This is a genomic window from Paenibacillus durus ATCC 35681, assembly GCF_000993825.1.
Taxonomy (GTDB): Bacteria; Bacillota; Bacilli; order Paenibacillales; family Paenibacillaceae; genus Paenibacillus_AQ; species Paenibacillus_AQ durus_B.
In genome coordinates, this window is the sequence record NZ_CP011114.1 from 4818311 (window position 1) to 4835424 (window position 17114).

Annotated in this window: 16 protein-coding genes and 1 rRNA gene; all 17 read left to right on the forward strand. The window is 53.4% G+C overall.

Annotated features, from left to right (window positions below):
* Positions 1 to 38: 38 nt before the first annotated feature.
* The 17 genes from nadB (at position 39) to VK70_RS22575 (ending at position 17054) form a co-directional block, all read left to right on the forward strand.
* Complete coding sequence (gene nadB / locus VK70_RS22500) at positions 39 to 1655, forward strand: L-aspartate oxidase (protein WP_046723776.1); 1617 nt, start codon at positions 39 to 41, stop codon at positions 1653 to 1655.
* The gene (nadC, locus tag VK70_RS22505; RefSeq protein WP_025699596.1) at positions 1645 to 2520 is read left to right on the forward strand and encodes a carboxylating nicotinate-nucleotide diphosphorylase; all 876 of its coding nucleotides are present in this window, start codon (positions 1645 to 1647) and stop codon (positions 2518 to 2520) included. Before nadB ends, nadC begins: the two co-directional genes overlap by 11 nt.
* Positions 2517 to 3284, forward strand: a complete 768-nt coding sequence (locus VK70_RS22510) for a type III pantothenate kinase (RefSeq protein WP_025699595.1) — start codon at positions 2517 to 2519, stop codon at positions 3282 to 3284. Before nadC ends, VK70_RS22510 begins: the two co-directional genes overlap by 4 nt.
* A 38-nt stretch (positions 3285 to 3322) precedes the next feature.
* Positions 3323 to 4204: an Hsp33 family molecular chaperone HslO gene (gene hslO / locus VK70_RS22515; RefSeq protein WP_025699593.1), complete on the forward strand. Its 882-nt coding sequence runs from the start codon at positions 3323 to 3325 to the stop codon at positions 4202 to 4204.
* A gap of 12 nt (positions 4205 to 4216) precedes the next feature.
* Positions 4217 to 5152 (forward strand): peptidylprolyl isomerase, encoded by a 936-nt coding sequence (locus tag VK70_RS22520; protein ID WP_025699591.1) that lies wholly within the window; start codon positions 4217 to 4219, stop codon positions 5150 to 5152.
* Positions 5153 to 5387: 235 nt separating this feature from the next.
* Positions 5388 to 6326 carry a cysteine synthase A gene (gene cysK, locus VK70_RS22525; RefSeq protein ID WP_025699589.1) on the forward strand — a complete coding sequence of 313 codons (939 nt, stop codon included), beginning with the start codon at positions 5388 to 5390 and terminating at the stop codon, positions 6324 to 6326.
* A 207-nt stretch (positions 6327 to 6533) separates the two neighbouring features.
* The gene (locus VK70_RS22530) at positions 6534 to 8156 is read left to right on the forward strand and encodes an anthranilate synthase component I family protein (RefSeq protein WP_233277725.1); all 1623 of its coding nucleotides are present in this window, start codon (positions 6534 to 6536) and stop codon (positions 8154 to 8156) included.
* Between the two features lie 2 nt (positions 8157 to 8158).
* Positions 8159 to 8740 carry an aminodeoxychorismate/anthranilate synthase component II gene (pabA, locus tag VK70_RS22535; protein ID WP_025700715.1) on the forward strand — a complete coding sequence of 194 codons (582 nt, stop codon included), beginning with the start codon at positions 8159 to 8161 and terminating at the stop codon, positions 8738 to 8740.
* Complete coding sequence (locus VK70_RS22540) at positions 8737 to 9618, forward strand: aminotransferase class IV (protein ID WP_025700713.1); 882 nt, start codon at positions 8737 to 8739, stop codon at positions 9616 to 9618. The genes pabA and VK70_RS22540 overlap by 4 nt, the downstream gene beginning before the upstream one ends.
* The gene (folP, locus tag VK70_RS22545; RefSeq protein WP_025700711.1) at positions 9615 to 10490 is read left to right on the forward strand and encodes a dihydropteroate synthase; all 876 of its coding nucleotides are present in this window, start codon (positions 9615 to 9617) and stop codon (positions 10488 to 10490) included. The genes VK70_RS22540 and folP overlap by 4 nt, the downstream gene beginning before the upstream one ends.
* On the forward strand, positions 10478 to 10840 hold the full coding sequence (gene folB / locus VK70_RS22550) for a dihydroneopterin aldolase (protein WP_025700709.1): 363 nt from the start codon (positions 10478 to 10480) through the stop codon (positions 10838 to 10840). The genes folP and folB overlap by 13 nt, the downstream gene beginning before the upstream one ends.
* Before the next feature lie 10 nt (positions 10841 to 10850).
* Positions 10851 to 11399, forward strand: a complete 549-nt coding sequence (folK, locus tag VK70_RS22555) for a 2-amino-4-hydroxy-6-hydroxymethyldihydropteridine diphosphokinase (RefSeq protein WP_025700708.1) — start codon at positions 10851 to 10853, stop codon at positions 11397 to 11399.
* On the forward strand, positions 11366 to 11563 hold the full coding sequence (locus VK70_RS27505) for a helix-turn-helix domain-containing protein (RefSeq protein ID WP_324607963.1): 198 nt from the start codon (positions 11366 to 11368) through the stop codon (positions 11561 to 11563). The genes folK and VK70_RS27505 overlap by 34 nt, the downstream gene beginning before the upstream one ends.
* Before the next feature lie 29 nt (positions 11564 to 11592).
* The gene (gene dusB, locus VK70_RS22560) at positions 11593 to 12615 is read left to right on the forward strand and encodes a tRNA dihydrouridine synthase DusB (protein ID WP_025700707.1); all 1023 of its coding nucleotides are present in this window, start codon (positions 11593 to 11595) and stop codon (positions 12613 to 12615) included.
* A gap of 202 nt (positions 12616 to 12817) precedes the next feature.
* On the forward strand, positions 12818 to 13297 hold the full coding sequence (gene greA, locus VK70_RS22565; protein ID WP_025700705.1) for a transcription elongation factor GreA: 480 nt from the start codon (positions 12818 to 12820) through the stop codon (positions 13295 to 13297).
* Positions 13298 to 13608: 311 nt separating this feature from the next.
* Positions 13609 to 15129, forward strand: a complete 1521-nt coding sequence (lysS, locus tag VK70_RS22570; RefSeq protein ID WP_025700703.1) for a lysine--tRNA ligase — start codon at positions 13609 to 13611, stop codon at positions 15127 to 15129.
* A gap of 370 nt (positions 15130 to 15499) precedes the next feature.
* A 16S ribosomal RNA gene (locus tag VK70_RS22575) occupies positions 15500 to 17054 on the forward strand.
* Positions 17055 to 17114 lie beyond the last annotated feature (60 nt).

The following is a 17114-nucleotide window of genomic DNA, read 5'->3' on the forward strand; positions in this document are numbered from 1 at the left end:
ATGCGCTACTCTTTCATTGAAACAGGTGAAAAGTGGTCATGATTCCACAGTATTTGGTTGATTTCGACCTGCGGGAGCTTCCCACCGTAGAAACGGATTGCATTGTCATCGGCTCCGGCATCGCCGGACTGTTCACAGCCATCAAGGCAAGCGAGGATCGGCGGGTCGTAATGATTACGAAGAAATCGCTGATGGAGAGCAATACGCGTTATGCCCAGGGAGGCATCGCCGCCGTAATCGCGGAAGACGATTCTCCGCTGTACCATCGGCAGGACACTCTGATGGCCGGGGCCGGACTGTGTTCCTCGGCTGCTGTAGATGCACTCGTCAATGAAGGACCGTATGGGGTTCGTGAACTGATCCGGCTTGGAACGCTGTTTGATAAGGAGAACGGTGTATTGGCGCTGACGCAGGAAGGAGCGCATAGCCACCGGCGGATTTTGCATGCCAACGGAGACGCTACCGGCTATGAAATTGTGCGCGCGCTGGTGCAGCAGGTATTGGAACATCACAATATTGAGGTGTGGGATGATCACTATGTGATCGACCTGGTTACGGAAGATGGTGAGTGCGTCGGAGCGCTTGTACAAAAACCGAATGGAGAGCGCCTCTTTCTGAAAGGGGCCGCGACGGTTCTCTGTTCAGGCGGAGCGGGGCAACTGTACCGCTATACAACGAATCCCGAAATCGCTACAGGCGATGGAGTGGCGATTGCTTACCGGGCGGGAGCGCATATCCGCGATATGGAATTTATTCAGTTCCATCCGACGGCGCTCAGTTATCCCGGCGCTCCACGGTTTCTGATTTCAGAGGCGGTCCGGGGTGAAGGAGCTGTGCTGCGGAATATCCGGGGCGAACGTTTTATGGAGCGGTATCATGAGCTGCTGGAGCTTGCGCCGCGCGATATCGTCGCCCGGGCGATTGTCAGCGAGATGGAAGAGACGAAATCAACTTTTGTATACCTGGACATTACTCATGAATCTGCGGAAATGGTGAAGCGCCGGTTCCCGACGATATATGAGACCTGCATCGGCTACGGTCTGGACATTACAAGCGACTGGATTCCAGTGGCTCCGGCTGCCCATTATATGATGGGGGGCATCAAGACCGACCTGAACGGGGAGAGCAGTGTTCCAAGGCTTTTTGCCTGCGGCGAAGTATCATCCACAGGCGTACACGGCGCGAACCGGCTGGCCAGCAACTCGCTCTCGGAAGCGGTCGTCTTCGGGCAGCGTATTGTTGAGCGGATCCGCAGCCTGCCGAAGCTGGATAAGAGAGATCTATCGGCGGGCTGTGATTTGGGCCGCCATGAACATTCGACGCAGGCCATTGTGGAACGCCGTCTGAAGCTGCAGAAGATCATGGTCCGCTATGTCGGACTGCGGCGGAATGAGGAAATGCTGTCCAAAGGGCTCGAAGAGCTGAAGCGGCAGCTGCCGATTTTTGGAGGGGCGCTCACGAAGCGCGAAGAATTTGAATTTGCCAATATGCTGACCTGCTGCCTGCTTATCACGGAATCGGCGATTACACGTGAGGAGAGCAGAGGAGCCCATTACCGTGAAGATTTTCCGCAGCGGGATGATGAGCATTGGCGGAAGCATTTGCTCCAGATTCGCGAACTGGGCATAGTGGAGGAGACAAGCGATGATGTTTAACGGATATAACGAACAACTGGTGCAATCCATCAAGAACTGGCTGAGGGAGGATGTCGGTTCCGGCGATGTAACCACTCTGACGACGATTGCGCCCGGACATCAGTCCAAAGGAATTATTCATGCAAAAGAAGAAGGCGTGGTCTGCGGCATTCCCGTCGCGGAGCTGGTATTCGAGGTAGTCGATCCAGGCCTGTCCTTTACCCCATTCGTGAAGGAAGGCGAACATGTAGCGAAGGGAACCGTGATTGCAGAAGTGGAAGGCAGCACCCACGCGATTTTGACCGGAGAGCGGCTTGCGCTGAATTTAATGCAGCGGCTTTCTGGGGTGGCGACGCGGACAGCCTCGTTCGTGCAGGCGCTGGACGGACTGCCGGCAAAGCTGGTGGATACACGCAAGACTACGCCTGGACACCGGATGCTGGAGAAGTATGCGGTTCGCGTCGGCGGAGGCGCCAATCACCGGTTCGGTTTATACGATGCCGTTATGATCAAGGATAATCATATTAAAGGCGCAGGGGGCATTCAGAAGGCCGTCAGCAGAGCCCGGGCCAACATTCCGCATACCATGACGATTGAAGTGGAAACGGAAAGCTTGGAACAGGTGGAGGAGGCGCTGGCCGCAGGCGCGGATATTATTATGCTCGATAACATGTCTCTTGAATTAATGACAGAAGCTGTGCGTAAAATTAAGACGAAGGCGCCGCATGTGAAGACGGAGGCTTCGGGAAGTGTATCGCTGGAAACGGTGCGCGGCATCGCAGAAACGGGTGTCGATGTCATTTCTGTCGGACGACTCACGTATTCCTTTTCCAGTTTGGATATCAGTCTGGATCTGAATGAGAAGAAGGAGGACGCTTTGTCATGATGCTGGCCGTGGATATCGGCAATACGAATATTGTGCTTGGGGTTTACCGGCAGCGGGAACTCCTGCACCATTTCCGGCTGAGCACGGCGCGGCAAGCGACCGCGGATGAGTACGGGATTTTGATTCACAATTTATTTAATATGTCGGGTCTGTCCGTTAAAAATGTGGAAGGAGTCATCATTTCTTCCGTCGTCCCTCCGCTCGTGCATGTAATCGTGGAAATGTGTGTCAAATATATTGGCAAAGAGCCGCTGGTAGTCGGGCCCGGAATCAAGACCGGGCTCAATCTGCGTTACGAGAACCCTCGGGAGGTCGGCGCGGACCGTATCGTGAACGCCGTGGCCGCCATTGAGCGCTATCAATGTCCGCTAGTCGTCGTCGACTTTGGCACCGCCACAACATTTGACTGTATCGACGGAAACGCCAATTATCTGGGAGGCGCCATTGTGCCGGGCATCGGCATTTCCACCGAGGCGTTATATCTGCGGGCGTCCAAGCTGCCGAGAATCGAGCTCGAGAAGCCCAAGAAAGTAATCGGCCGAAATACCGTGCATGCGATGCAGGCCGGGATTATTTTCGGCTACGCAGGACAGGTGGAAGGCATTGTAAGGCGCATTAAGGCCGAGATGAATGCTCCCAGACTGAAGGTCATCGCGACGGGAGGACTGGCGCCGCTAATTGCGGGCGAGACGGACTGCATTGATGAAATCGATTCGATGCTCACCCTGGAGGGGCTGCGCATTATTTATGACCGCAATCAATAACAGCGGGATTCAACTTATAACAGGAGGGCTGATTACCCATGCAAAATAAAAAAGACCGATTGGTACGGGGAACGGCACTTAATGGCAGGGTACGGGCTTTTGCGGTTCGCACAACGGAACTTACAGCCGAGCTTCAGCGCAGGCATGATACGTATCCGACGGCTACGGCCGCGCTCGGACGCACGGTTACCGCAGCCGCCATGATGGGCGCCATGCTCAAAGGCAAGGAAATGATCAATATCCAGGTCAAAGGCGGCGGTCCGATCGGGCAGATTGTCGCAGAGGCTAACGCTGAGGGAGAGGTTCGCGGCTATGTCCAGAATCCTCATGTTCATCTGCCGAGCAACAGTCTGGGCAAGCTGGACGTGGCGGGAGCAGTCGGTACCGAAGGCTTCATCCATGTCATTAAGGATCTCGGTCTCAAGGAGCCTTACCGTGGCAGTGTGCCGATTGTTTCCGGTGAGCTCGGCGACGATTTTACGTATTACTTTGCCGTCTCCGAGCAGACGAACTCTGCGGTGGGACTAGGTGTACTAGTCGATACGGATAACAGCGTCAAGGTGGCTGGCGGATTTATTATTCAGCTGCTGCCGGGCCTGAGCGATGAGGAGATTACGGAAATTGAGCATAACTTAAGCTCGACTCCTTCAGTTACAGCGCTGCTCGATCAGGGTGTGGAGCCGGAGGAGATGCTGCGCCGCATTTTGCCCGATACGGAAGTGCTGGACGAAATGGAAATTAGATTTCAGTGTCATTGCTCCCGCGAGAAAGTGGAGCAGACTCTGCTCAGCCTCGGCGCATATGAATTGGAGCAGATGATCGAGGAAGATGGTCAGGCCGAAGTGGTATGCCATTTCTGCAACGAAGCCTATTCTTTTAACAAGGCGGAGCTACAGGAAATTCTCAATCAAGCGAAATAGGATCGTGTGGGAATGACAAGACAGGAACGCGCTTTGCGCAACTCCGTTCTCGTTCTGGCTGGATTGGTTCTGCTTCTGTCCGTCCTTCTCATATGGGAATGGCGCAAGGGAAAAGGGACGGAAGGGAACGGCGGAGACGGAAAAAGAATAGCGAAGGTGGCCGGCCAATCCATCTCGCTGCGGGAGTGGAGAGATGAGCTCCAAAATAGATACGGCGATGAAGTGCTGCTAGCCATGCTTAACCGGATTGCGGTAGAGACGGAAGCCAAGAAGCTCGGAATCTCCGTCTCAGAGCAGGAGGTCGACCGGGAATTGCGGACGGCGGCTTCCGGTTACGGCTCGGAGGAAGAATATTACTTGCAGATGGAAACAGAGCTTGGCATGACCAAGGAGGAAGTCCGGGAAGAAACCAGGTACAGGCTTATGCTCCAAGCGGTGGCAACGGCCGGAATTGTAATCGGGGAAAGGGAGATCGATGAGTATTTGCAGCAGGACCCAAGCCTTCTTCACCCGGTTAAGGAGATCGAGCTGTCAATTATTAAGGTAAATTCCGAAAGGGAAGCGGAACAGGTGCTGAACCGTTTGGAAGACGGTGAGGATTTTGCGGAATTGGCAAAGCAGCTTTCGATTGATGAGGACAGCAGGGTTCGAGGGGGCCGGGTCGGTACAGTGGAGGAAGACAATCCTTATTGGCCGCAGGAACTGCTGAAGGCAGCGGCGGAGCTGGACCCTGGCACTGCTGCCGGTCCGTTTCAGGTAGATGGCGGTTATGCCGTGATTCGGACAGACAAAGTAACCGTCCCGAAGATGCCGAGCGAACGGGAAATAAGAGAGCAGGTCCGCATGGAGCTTGCACTGGAGCAGGCTCCTCCGCTGCAGAAGGTCGAGAGCGATCTCCGCGCCAAATATGATGCCGCAATAGATATTGACAAGGGACTTCAAGATTGATAAGATGAGATCAATGTAAAACCTACTGATTTAGTCGGAATAGCACGGCAGCTTGCATCTGGGCTGTGCAGCGCGCAGCTTGGCATGCGGCGTTTCCTGAACTTTCGGGCAGATCCGGTATGACCATGTTAATTTTAAGGCGGCCGCTGATGACCCAAGGGGCAAATGCTGAAGACTGATGTCACAAGTTACGCAATCTTTTATCTCGTTCATTATTCTAAGGAGGTTTTTGCCCATGTCTAAAGTGGTCAACAATGTAACCGAACTAATTGGAGGCACCCCGCTTGTGCGCCTGAACCGGATCGTACCGGAAGGTGCTGCGGAAATCTATGTGAAGCTTGAATACCAGAACCCGGGCTCCAGCGTTAAGGACCGGATTGCGGTCAGCATTGTGGAAGAAGCCGAGAAGCAAGGCCGTCTGAAACCAGGAGATACGATCCTTGAGGCAACCAGCGGCAATACGGGTATCGGACTGGCAATGGTAGCGGCGGCTAAAGGATACAAAGCCATTATCGTTATGCCTGAGACGATGAGCTTGGAGCGCCGCAACCTGCTTCGCGCCTATGGCGCGGAATTGGTTCTGACACCGGGATCGGAAGGCATGAACGGCGCGGTCAAGAAAGCCGAAGCCATTCTGGCTGAGAACCCGAACTACTTTGTTGCCGAGCAGTTCAAGAATCCGGCCAACGTGAAGATTCACCGTGAAACGACGGGACCGGAAATCGTTGAAGCGATCGATTCGATCGGCGGGTCGCTGGACGCTTTCATCGCGGGTATTGGCACAGGCGGAACGATTACAGGCGCCGGTGAAGTGCTGAAAGAGAAATATCCGGATATCAAGATTTACGCGGTAGAGCCTGCGGCTTCGCCAATTCTTGCGGGAGGCAAACCGGGACCTCACAAAATTCAAGGTATCGGAGCCAACTTTATCCCTGATATTCTGAACCAAAATGTTTACGATGAAATTATTCATATTGAAAATGATGAAGCGTTTGATACAGCGCGCCGTGTAGCCAAAGAAGAGGGCATCCTGTCCGGCATTTCTTCGGGAGCTGCGATTTTTGCAGCGATCAAAGTAGCCAAGGAACTGGGCGCCGGCAAACGCGTGGTTGCAATCGTTCCGAGTAACGGCGAACGTTACCTCAGCACACCGCTGTACAACTACGAAGCTTAAACCTATTTCTAATAGGAATAATATTATAATTGTACGGACAAGAGCCTTTGACTTCCGCCTTTTAGCGGTTGCCCAAGGCTCTTTGAATTTGGCCAGCGTCCTTTCCAGGCAAAAATAAGCGCTTCTTGTCGGATAGACTTTTCAAAATTGCTGAAAATAAAGTATACTGACAGGCAAATAGCTATTGAGGCGTTTAGGAGGATGAACTTGGAGATCGTCACGGGTTGGAAGGAATGGGAGCAGTGGGCCGGCGAGGGCTGGAATATCCTGCCTCTAATCATACGGTCGCAGCTTGACCCGGGCGGATTGCCGCACTCTTGGAAAAAAGCGTGGGAAATCGCATCGCCTTACTCTGTGGTGCTGGAGAGCGGAAAGGGCGGGCGTTATACGTACGTTGGACTTCGCCCTTCATCCGTGCTGGCAGGCAAGGAGGGACATGCCGAGGTACTGCGGATTGCCGCCGGAAGTGCGTCAAATGCGGGCAGTGCGGCAGGAGATGGGACCGAGGGGCTGGAAGGCGCGCCGCTTGAGGTGCTGCGGGAATGGATGGCGCCCTTTAAAGCACCCCGGCCTGAGGATTCCGGGCTTCCGCCGTTTACAGGGGGCTGCGTCGGCTTCCTGTCGTATGATGTGGTCCGCTCGCTTGAACGGCTGCCTTCTTCCTCGGAGGATCATCCGGGATTTCCTGATTATCTCTGGATGCGCCTGGACGAGATGTGGATCTACGACCACGAGCAGCACCAGTTGTACTGCGCACTGCATCCTTCGGTTCCAGCCAACGTCTCGGCTGCCGCTTCCGCCGCAGAACTTAAAGCGCTCTATGAAGAGACGTTGGAAAAAGCAGAGGAAATGCTGGAAAAGTGGCGGCAGATTTGCGAAGCAGCGGAAGCGGCTGAGGAAGCTGAACCGGACACTTCCAGTGTTCCGGATATCCCCGCAGCGACCGAATCCGGTGAATGGCCGGGGATGTTCTCGGCATTTACCAGAGAGAAGTTCCAGCAGGCTGTGCTGGATATCCAGGAATACATCCGCCAAGGCGATGTATTCCAGGTGAACCTGTCGCTGCGGCAGGAAGCGCCGCTTACCTCCTCGCCGGAAGAGGTGTACGAGTGGCTGCGCAGGCTCAACCCGTCCCCGTACATGGGGCTGCTGCGCTCGCCTGGCTTCGCGCTGTCCAGCGCTTCGCCGGAGCTGCTGGTCAAGCTGCACGGGGACAAAGTGAGCGCACGGCCAATCGCCGGCACCCGGCGCCGGGGCCTGACTCCCGCGGAGGACGCCGCCATGGAGGCGGAGCTGCGCGGGAGCGCCAAAGAGACGGCCGAGCATATTATGCTCGTCGATCTGGAGCGCAACGACATCGGGCGCGTCTCCGCTTATGGCACGGTCAACGTACCGGAGCTCATGACCGTGGAACGCTATTCGCATGTCATGCACCTCGTTTCCCAGGTCAACGGGCGGATTGCGGAGGGTAAGGATGCCTACGATGTGATCGCGGCCCTATTTCCAGGCGGGACCATTACCGGTGCGCCGAAGGTAAGGACGATGGAGATCATCGAGGAATTGGAGCCTGTCCGGCGTGGTCCGTATACCGGTTCGATGGGCTGGATTGACTACGGCGGCAATATGGAATTAAATATTATTATACGAACGTTGGTTGTAAAGGACGGAATCGGCTATATTCAGACGGGCGCGGGCATCGTGATCGACTCCGATCCTTACCGCGAATACCGGGAATGCCATAATAAAGCCAAGGCCATCGTCAAAGCGGTTCTTTGCAGTGAAGCGATTCGGGAATCGCAGCCTGGCGGCGGCGCGGAGGGAGCAAAATAAACATGATTTTGGTTATCGACAACTATGACTCTTTTACGTATAATCTCGTGCAGTATTTAGGGGAGCTCGGTGAAGAGGTCAAGGTTTATCGCAACGATGAAATCACCATCGAAGAGATTGAGCGACTGGCGCCGGATCATATCCTGATCTCTCCGGGACCGTGTACGCCGAATGAGGCGGGCATCAGTCTCGAACTGATCAGCCATTTTAAAGGCGTGATCCCGATCTTCGGCGTTTGCCTTGGCCATCAGGCGATCGGACAGGCATTTGGCGGCAATGTTATTCGAGCGGAGCGGCTGATGCATGGCAAAACCTCGCCGATCCATCATAAAGGCGGTTCTGTCTTTGAAGGGTTGGAATCACCATTTACGGCGACCCGGTATCATTCCCTGCTCGTAGAGCGCGAGAGCCTACCCGATTGTCTGGAAATTACTGCTGAAACGGCGGAAGGTGAAATTATGGGACTCCGTCACAAGGAGTATCCGATTGAGGGCGTCCAGTTCCATCCGGAGTCGATTATTACCGATCACGGCCATACGATGCTCCGCAATTTCCTGAAACGAAAAGCCGGGAAGACGGTATGAATTATATAGGATTGAATGGCGGCGTCGTAGACGCCGGAGATGCCGTGGTTTCCGTCAGGGATCACGGCTTTTTGTATGGCATCGGCTTATTCGAGACGTTCCGGACGTACGGGGGCAGGCCGTTTTTGCTCGAGCGGCATCTGGAGCGTATGGCGGAAGGCTGCCGTCAGCTTGGCATTCCTTATAAGCCCGATCCTGTCGGCCTAACGGATTGGATCGCGGAGCTGATGAAGCGGAACGGGCTGCAAGAAGCCTACATCCGTTACACCGTAACCGCCGGCGAGGATGTTCTCGGCCTTCCGGCGGGAGACTATACCCGTCCCAATCAGGTGTTGTTCACTAAAGCGCTGCCACAGCGCCCTGTCGAGTTGGATATAAATGGCAAAGAGCTGCAACTGCTCAAGCTGCCTCGGAATACGCCGGAAGGCCCGGTACGCTTCAAGTCGCTGCATTATATGAACAATATTTTGGCCAAAAGAGAACTGTCACTCTACCCGTCCGCTGCCCGAAGTGCGGAAGGCCTGATGTTAACCGAGCGCGGAGAAGTGGCGGAAGGCATTGTCAGCAATGTGTTTTTTGTGAAAGAGGGACGATTGTTCACACCGGATGAGTCGGCAGGCATACTCCCGGGAATTACCCGGGAAATGGTCATGGAGCTTGCCGGGACCGAAGGTCTTGAGGTGGAGACAGGATTGTACCCTTGGGAAATGCTGAGTACGGCGGACGAAGTCTTTTTGACCAATTCTATTCAAGAGATCGTGCCAGTAACGATTCTATGGAAAGAGAATGAACGCATGGTAGTCGGAAGCGGATCGGCAGGACCCGTCACCTCCGTGCTTCTAAAGAAATACAGACAGAGAGCGGGAGTCGAGCAATGAAGCCTATACTGTATACGCGAAAATATACCAGCGGTCCTATGGAGCTTACCTTGGGGACGCGGACATTGATTATGGGCATCCTGAATGTCACACCGGATTCCTTTTCGGACGGCGGATTATGGGACAAGCCCGAAGCTGCGGTCAGGCATGCCTTGCAGATGGTGGAGGAAGGCGCCGACATGATCGATATCGGAGGCGAATCGACGCGTCCCGGTCACGAACCGGTGAGCGCTGACGAGGAGCTGTCGCGCATCCTTCCCGTTATTGAAGCGATTCACCGCGCCGCGCCGCAAATTCCGCTATCGATCGACACCTATAAGGCGGAGGTGGCGAAGCAGGCGATTGCCGCCGGAGCGCATATCATCAACGACATTTGGGGCGGCAAGGCTGATCCTCTCATGGCAAAGGTCGCCGCAGAAGCTGATTGTCCGATTATTTTGATGCATAACCGCAAGGACCGGGATTATACCGATTTGCAGGCTGAAATGATCGCTGATCTCCGCGAGAGCATCGATTTGGCTTTACAGGCGGGAGTCCGGGCGGAACAGATCATCCTTGACCCCGGCATTGGTTTCGCCAAGGATTATCATGAGAATTTGCGGGCAATGATGTCGCTGGACTCTTTGACAGAGCTCGGCTATCCGGTGCTGCTCGCCACATCGCGCAAACGATTCATCCGCATGGCGCTTGACCTGCCGGTTGACGATGTCGTCGAAGGTACGGCGGCAACCGTAGCTTTTGGCATTGCTCAGGGCTGTCAAATTGTGCGCGTACACGATGTACGGCTGATCAAACGGACGGTTACGATGTGCGACGCCATGCTCTATTCCGACGTTAATAATGAAAGGTGGCATCCCCTATGGACAAAATGAAACTTCATCGAATGGAATACTACGGTTATCATGGCGTTTTTGAAGAGGAGCGCAGGCTGGGTCAGCGTTACTACATTGATCTGGAGTTCGAGCTGGACTTAAGCGGAGCAGGGCGAAGCGACGATCTGCAGCAGACAGTAAACTACGCCGAAGCGCATGCTTTGGTTAAAAATATTGTCGAACAGGAGTCCTATAAGCTGATTGAAGCTTTGGGCGAACGTATTGCATCTGCGGTACTTGACACTTATACTATTATCAACGCGGTAACGGTGAAGGTGACCAAACCGCATCCGCCGTTCGACGTTCATTTCCAGGGAGTGACCGTGGAACTGCATAGAGCGAGAAAGTGAGAACCGATCTATGAATAATCATTCCACCTCTGAACTGTCAGAGGCTTATATTGCTTTAGGGGCCAATTTGGGGGACCGCGAAAAAAGTCTAAATGAGGCCCTCACTCTGCTCAATGCTCATGCCGATATTCAAGTCTTGCGCTGTTCCGGCGCATATGAGACCGAGCCTGTCGGTTATGCGGACCAACCGAATTTTTTAAACATGGCGGCGGCTGTACGCACATCGCTGATGCCCGAAGCGCTGCTGAAAGTGATGCTGGAGATTGAGGATCAGCTGGGACGGGTGAGGACAATACGTAACGGCCCCCGGACGGTAGATTTGGATTTGCTGTGGATGGATGGCAAGGTGCTTGACACTCCTCTTTTGATTCTGCCGCATCCCCGTATGCAGGAACGCGCATTCGTGCTTTTTCCGCTCCGCGATATTGTGCCGAAGGACGAACCGTCCGGTCTGCTGGAGTTGATGACGAAAGCGCTGGGCAAGTTAGACGGAAGGGAAGGAATCAAGTTGTGGACAACAAGCGTATGGGGAGAAGGATTCGGGCATACCGAAAGCTAAAAGGCTATACACAGCAGGAACTTGCGGACCGTGCGGGCATTTCACTCGCTGTGCTCGGGGCGGCGGAGCGGGGAAACCGATGCTTGGAAGATCAAATTTTAGATAAAATTGCGATAGTTTTGGAAGTCGGGGTCAAGGAATTGACCGACTCATCCTCAATATAACATCCTCAATAGAAAAGGAAGTGAATCGTATGCTTAAAATCGGCAACATCGAAATGAAAAATCAGGTTGTGCTCGCCCCTATGGCAGGTGTATGTAACCCGGCTTTCCGGCTTATCGCCAAGGAGTTCGGGACGGGCCTCGTCTGCGCCGAAATGGTAAGCGACAAGGCGATTGTGCACGGCAACAAGCGAACGCGCGAAATGCTGTTTGTCGATGACCGGGAGAAACCGCTCAGCCTGCAAATTTTTGGCGGCGACCGCGAGTCGCTGGTGGAAGCGGCAAAGGTTGTCGATAAAGAAACGAACGCCGATATCATTGATATCAACATGGGCTGTCCGGTGCCTAAGGTTACAAAATGCGACGCTGGAGCGCGCTGGCTGCTTGAGCCTGACAAAATCTACGAAATGGTCTCCGCAGTGGTTGACGCCGTCGACAAGCCGGTTACCGTCAAAATGCGGATCGGCTGGGACAGCGAGCATATTTACGTCGTAGATAACGCGCGCGCGGTGGAACGGGCCGGAGGCCAGGCGGTCAGCGTGCACGGGCGGACGCGTGAGCAGCTCTACACCGGACACGCGGATTGGAGCTACATCCGTCAGGCTAAGGAAGCCGTGTCCATTCCGGTCATCGGCAACGGCGATGTGCAGACGCCGCAGGATGCCCGGGCTATGCTGGATCAGACCGGATGCGACGGCGTGATGATTGGGCGAGGCGCGCTCGGCAATCCGTGGATGCTGTACCGCACCGTCCAGTATCTAAGCACCGGAGAGCTGTTGCCCGACCCATCCCCGAGAGAAAAGATCGAGGTCGCCATTTTGCATATGGACCGGCTGGTCGATTTGAAAGGCGAAGCGGTGGCTGTACGCGAAATGCGCAAGCATTTGGCCTGGTATTTGAAAGGTCTGAAAGGCGCGGCCCGTGTAAAAGATGTCATTATGGAAGAAACGAAACGTGACGAAATGGTACGGATTTTAAATGATTTTGTCGACCGGGTCTCAGTAGAAGAAACAGGTGATGCGGCAGGCGCTGAAGCCTCTGTTTCCGCGGTATAACGCCTGCTGTCGCGCTTGATTTGAAACCACCTGGCAATACGAATGCTGTCATTGACATTTTGTAACGGTTCCCATATAATTTCACAGTATAAATTCGCCGTTCCAAATTTTGAAGCAATGCAGCGAAGGGTTCTTATCCCTTTAGATTCGCATATAGTTATGGTGTTTTCAATAAATGTATACGACAGGAGAATCGGTTAAGATGAGCGACAAAGAAGTCATTCTCACTCCGGATGGTTTGAAGCGTCTGGAAGAAGAACTGGAGAACCTCAAATCCGTCAAACGCCGCGAAGTGGCCGAGCGGATCAAAGTGGCTATCGGATATGGAGATATAAGCGAGAACTCGGAGTACGAAGATGCCAAGAATGAACAGGCTTTTATTGAAGGCCGCATCATTACCCTGGAGAAAATGCTCCGCAACGCCCGCATCATCAACAGCGATGAAATTGACACAGATAGTGTCAGTGTCGGGGTAACCGTTACCGTTGAAGATATGGAGTTCGGGGATATCATGGAGTACACGATCGTCGGCACTGCCGAATCGGATCCGCTCAATAATAAGATTTCCAACGAAAGCCCGGTGGGCAAAGCCATTATCGGAAAGAAAAAAGGTACTGTCGTCGACGTTACCGTGCCCGCAGGCGTTATTCAATATAAAATCATTGATATAAAAATGAAATAAGATTGGACCTGAGCAGTTAAGGTCGCATCACACTGCGGTGGCCGGCCGGGATGGACCATGCCGGATCATGCAGGCGGGGAACCGTTTGAAAAAGCTTCCTTAGGGAAGCTTTTTTCAGGATATAAGAAAGTGTAAGCTGCGGGCTTAACTTTTTGAGAGGAACGAACGCCGCAACCGGTTATACTGGGTATGACCCGCAATGTAATTATCGTTATATGTTCAAAGGAACGGTACTGTCAGAGCGATATGGAGACAGCCGTTTCTTCTTACGTCTAAAGAGGTTCAAATCTGTTTTGAAGGGATGACACGCAATGAGTGAAGAAATCAGCAATCAAGAGGCCACGGAAAGCGAGCTTAGCGAGCTGCTGCAGATCCGCCGTGCCAAATTGGACGAGCTGCGCGGGCTCGGGATCGACCCGTTCGGCAAAAAGTACCAGCGTACGCATAACGCCGGAAATATTTTGGCCAAATATGATGGAATGACCAAGGAAGAATTGGACGAGCAGGCTGTTCAAGTAAACATCGCAGGTCGAATCATGGCCAAACGGACGATGGGTAAAGCCAGCTTTGCCCACATTCAGGATCTTAGCGGAAAAATTCAAATTTACGTCCGCCAGGACAGCGTGCCGGAAGTCCAATATGCGGCGTTCAGTGTGCTTGATCTCGGGGATATCATTGGCGTGACCGGCACCGTCTTCAAGACGAAGACCGGAGAGACTACCATTAAGGTAAGCGAGCTTGAAGTGCTGTCCAAATCGCTGCTCCCGCTTCCTGATAAATACAACGGCCTTAAGGATGTCGAACTACGCTACCGCCAGCGTTATGTCGATCTGATCATCAACCCTGAGGTTCAGCAGACATTTATCACCCGCTCGCGGATTATCCAGTCGATGCGCCGTTACCTGGATTCGCTCGGTTATTTGGAAGTCGAGACGCCGACTCTTCACGCCATTGCAGGCGGTGCCGCAGCCCGTCCATTCATTACCTTCCACAACACGCTGGAGATGGAACTGTACATGCGGATCGCGATCGAACTGCATTTGAAGCGGCTCATCGTCGGCGGCTTGGAAAAAGTATATGAAATTGGCCGAGTCTACCGCAACGAGGGGATTTCTACCCGCCACAACCCTGAGTTCACCATGATTGAACTTTATGAGGCTTATGCCGATTACACGGATATTATGCGTCTGACCGAGAGCTTGATCGCTCATATTGCTCAGGAAGTGCTTGGTACGCAAAAAATCAATTATCAAGGCCACGAAGTCGACTTGACTCCGGAATGGCGCCGCGTATCGATGGTGGATGCTGTCAAAGAGGTGACCGGTGTCGATTTTGGCGTGCATATGACTGACGAAGAAGCCCATCGTCTGGCTAAGGAACACCGTGTTCCTGTAGAGAAGCACATGACTTTCGGTCATATTCTTAATGCTTTCTTTGAACAGTTTGTCGAAGAGACGCTGATTCAGCCTACATTTGTAACGGGCCATCCTGTCGAAATTTCGCCGCTCGCCAAGAAGAACGATCATGATCCCCGGTTTACCGACCGGTTCGAGTTGTTTATCGTGGCCCGCGAGCATGCCAATGCGTTCAGCGAGCTGAACGACCCAATTGACCAGCGTCAACGGTTTGAAGCTCAGCTTCAAGAGAAGGAGCAGGGCAATGATGAAGCGCATGAAATGGATGAGGACTTCATCCGGGCGCTTGAATACGGCATGCCTCCAACCGGCGGCCTTGGAATTGGCGTCGACCGTCTGGTCATGCTACTGACCGACTCGGCATCCATTCGCGATGTGCTGCTGTTCCCGCATATGCGCAACCGTGCAGGGGAATAAGACAGCGCGTTTCCTCATATTTTAGAAGCTATAACCCGGGAGGGCGGTGAAAGCCGGCTTTTCCGGGTTTTGTTTTTAGATATTTTAAAAATACTATTGCAATATATAAATAGATATGGTATATTCTAATTCCGGCCAAGAAATACGAGTTCTGGTTCGAAAGAAATTTCAAAAAAGAGCTTGCATTAAACGGTCGGATATGATATATTATAAAAGTTGCTGCTGAGGCAAAGTTGAACGGCGGCAAACAAGTTTGATCTTTGAAAACTGAACAACGAGTGAGTGGGAATTCGCTTTTGGCGAGTTCCAAAATTGAGAATGCAAATTCTCGTCAGATGTTTCAAAATGAGCGAATCGCTCTTTCAATACTTTATTGGAGAGTTTGATCCTGGCTCAGGACGAACGCTGGCGGCGTGCCTAATACATGCAAGTCGAGCGGAGTTGTGATGGAGCTTGCTCCTGATCAACTTAGCGGCGGACGGGTGAGTAACACGTAGGCAACCTGCCCCTTGGACTGGGATAACTACCGGAAACGGTAGCTAATACCGGATAATTCCTCTTAGCTCCTGCTAAGAGGCTGAAAGGCGGAGCAATCTGTCACCGAGGGATGGGCCTGCGGCGCATTAGCTAGTTGGTGGGGTAACGGCTCACCAAGGCGACGATGCGTAGCCGACCTGAGAGGGTGAACGGCCACACTGGGACTGAGACACGGCCCAGACTCCTACGGGAGGCAGCAGTAGGGAATCTTCCGCAATGGGCGAAAGCCTGACGGAGCAACGCCGCGTGAGTGATGAAGGTTTTCGGATCGTAAAGCTCTGTTGCCAGGGAAGAACGTCCTTAAGAGTAACTGCTTAAGGAGTGACGGTACCTGAGAAGAAAGCCCCGGCTAACTACGTGCCAGCAGCCGCGGTAATACGTAGGGGGCAAGCGTTGTCCGGAATTATTGGGCGTAAAGCGCGCGCAGGCGGCTGTTTAAGTCTGGTGTTTAAACCATGGGCTCAACCTGTGGTCGCACTGGAAACTGGGCAGCTTGAGTGCAGAAGAGGAAAGTGGAATTCCACGTGTAGCGGTGAAATGCGTAGAGATGTGGAGGAACACCAGTGGCGAAGGCGACTTTCTGGGCTGTAACTGACGCTGAGGCGCGAAAGCGTGGGGAGCAAACAGGATTAGATACCCTGGTAGTCCACGCCGTAAACGATGAGTGCTAGGTGTTAGGGGTTTCGATACCCTTGGTGCCGAAGTTAACACAGTAAGCACTCCGCCTGGGGAGTACGGTCGCAAGACTGAAACTCAAAGGAATTGACGGGGACCCGCACAAGCAGTGGAGTATGTGGTTTAATTCGAAGCAACGCGAAGAACCTTACCAGGTCTTGACATCCCTCTGAATACGTTAGAGATAGCGTAGGCCTTCGGGACAGAGGAGACAGGTGGTGCATGGTTGTCGTCAGCTCGTGTCGTGAGATGTTGGGTTAAGTCCCGCAACGAGCGCAACCCTTGACTTTAGTTGCCAGCAGGTAAAGCTGGGCACTCTAGAGTGACTGCCGGTGACAAACCGGAGGAAGGTGGGGATGACGTCAAATCATCATGCCCCTTATGACCTGGGCTACACACGTACTACAATGGCCGGTACAACGGGAAGCGAAGCCGCGAGGCGGAGCCAATCTTATAAAGCCGGTCTCAGTTCGGATTGCAGGCTGCAACTCGCCTGCATGAAGTCGGAATTGCTAGTAATCGCGGATCAGCATGCCGCGGTGAATACGTTCCCGGGTCTTGTACACACCGCCCGTCACACCACGAGAGTTTACAACACCCGAAGTCGGTGGGGTAACCCGTAAGGGAGCCAGCCGCCGAAGGTGGGGTAGATGATTGGGGTGAAGTCGTAACAAGGTAGCCGTATCGGAAGGTGCGGCTGGATCACCTCCTTTCTATGGAGAATCGTTTCCCGCAGCGGAAACATTCAAATCTTAAATCTAGCCGAATTGGCT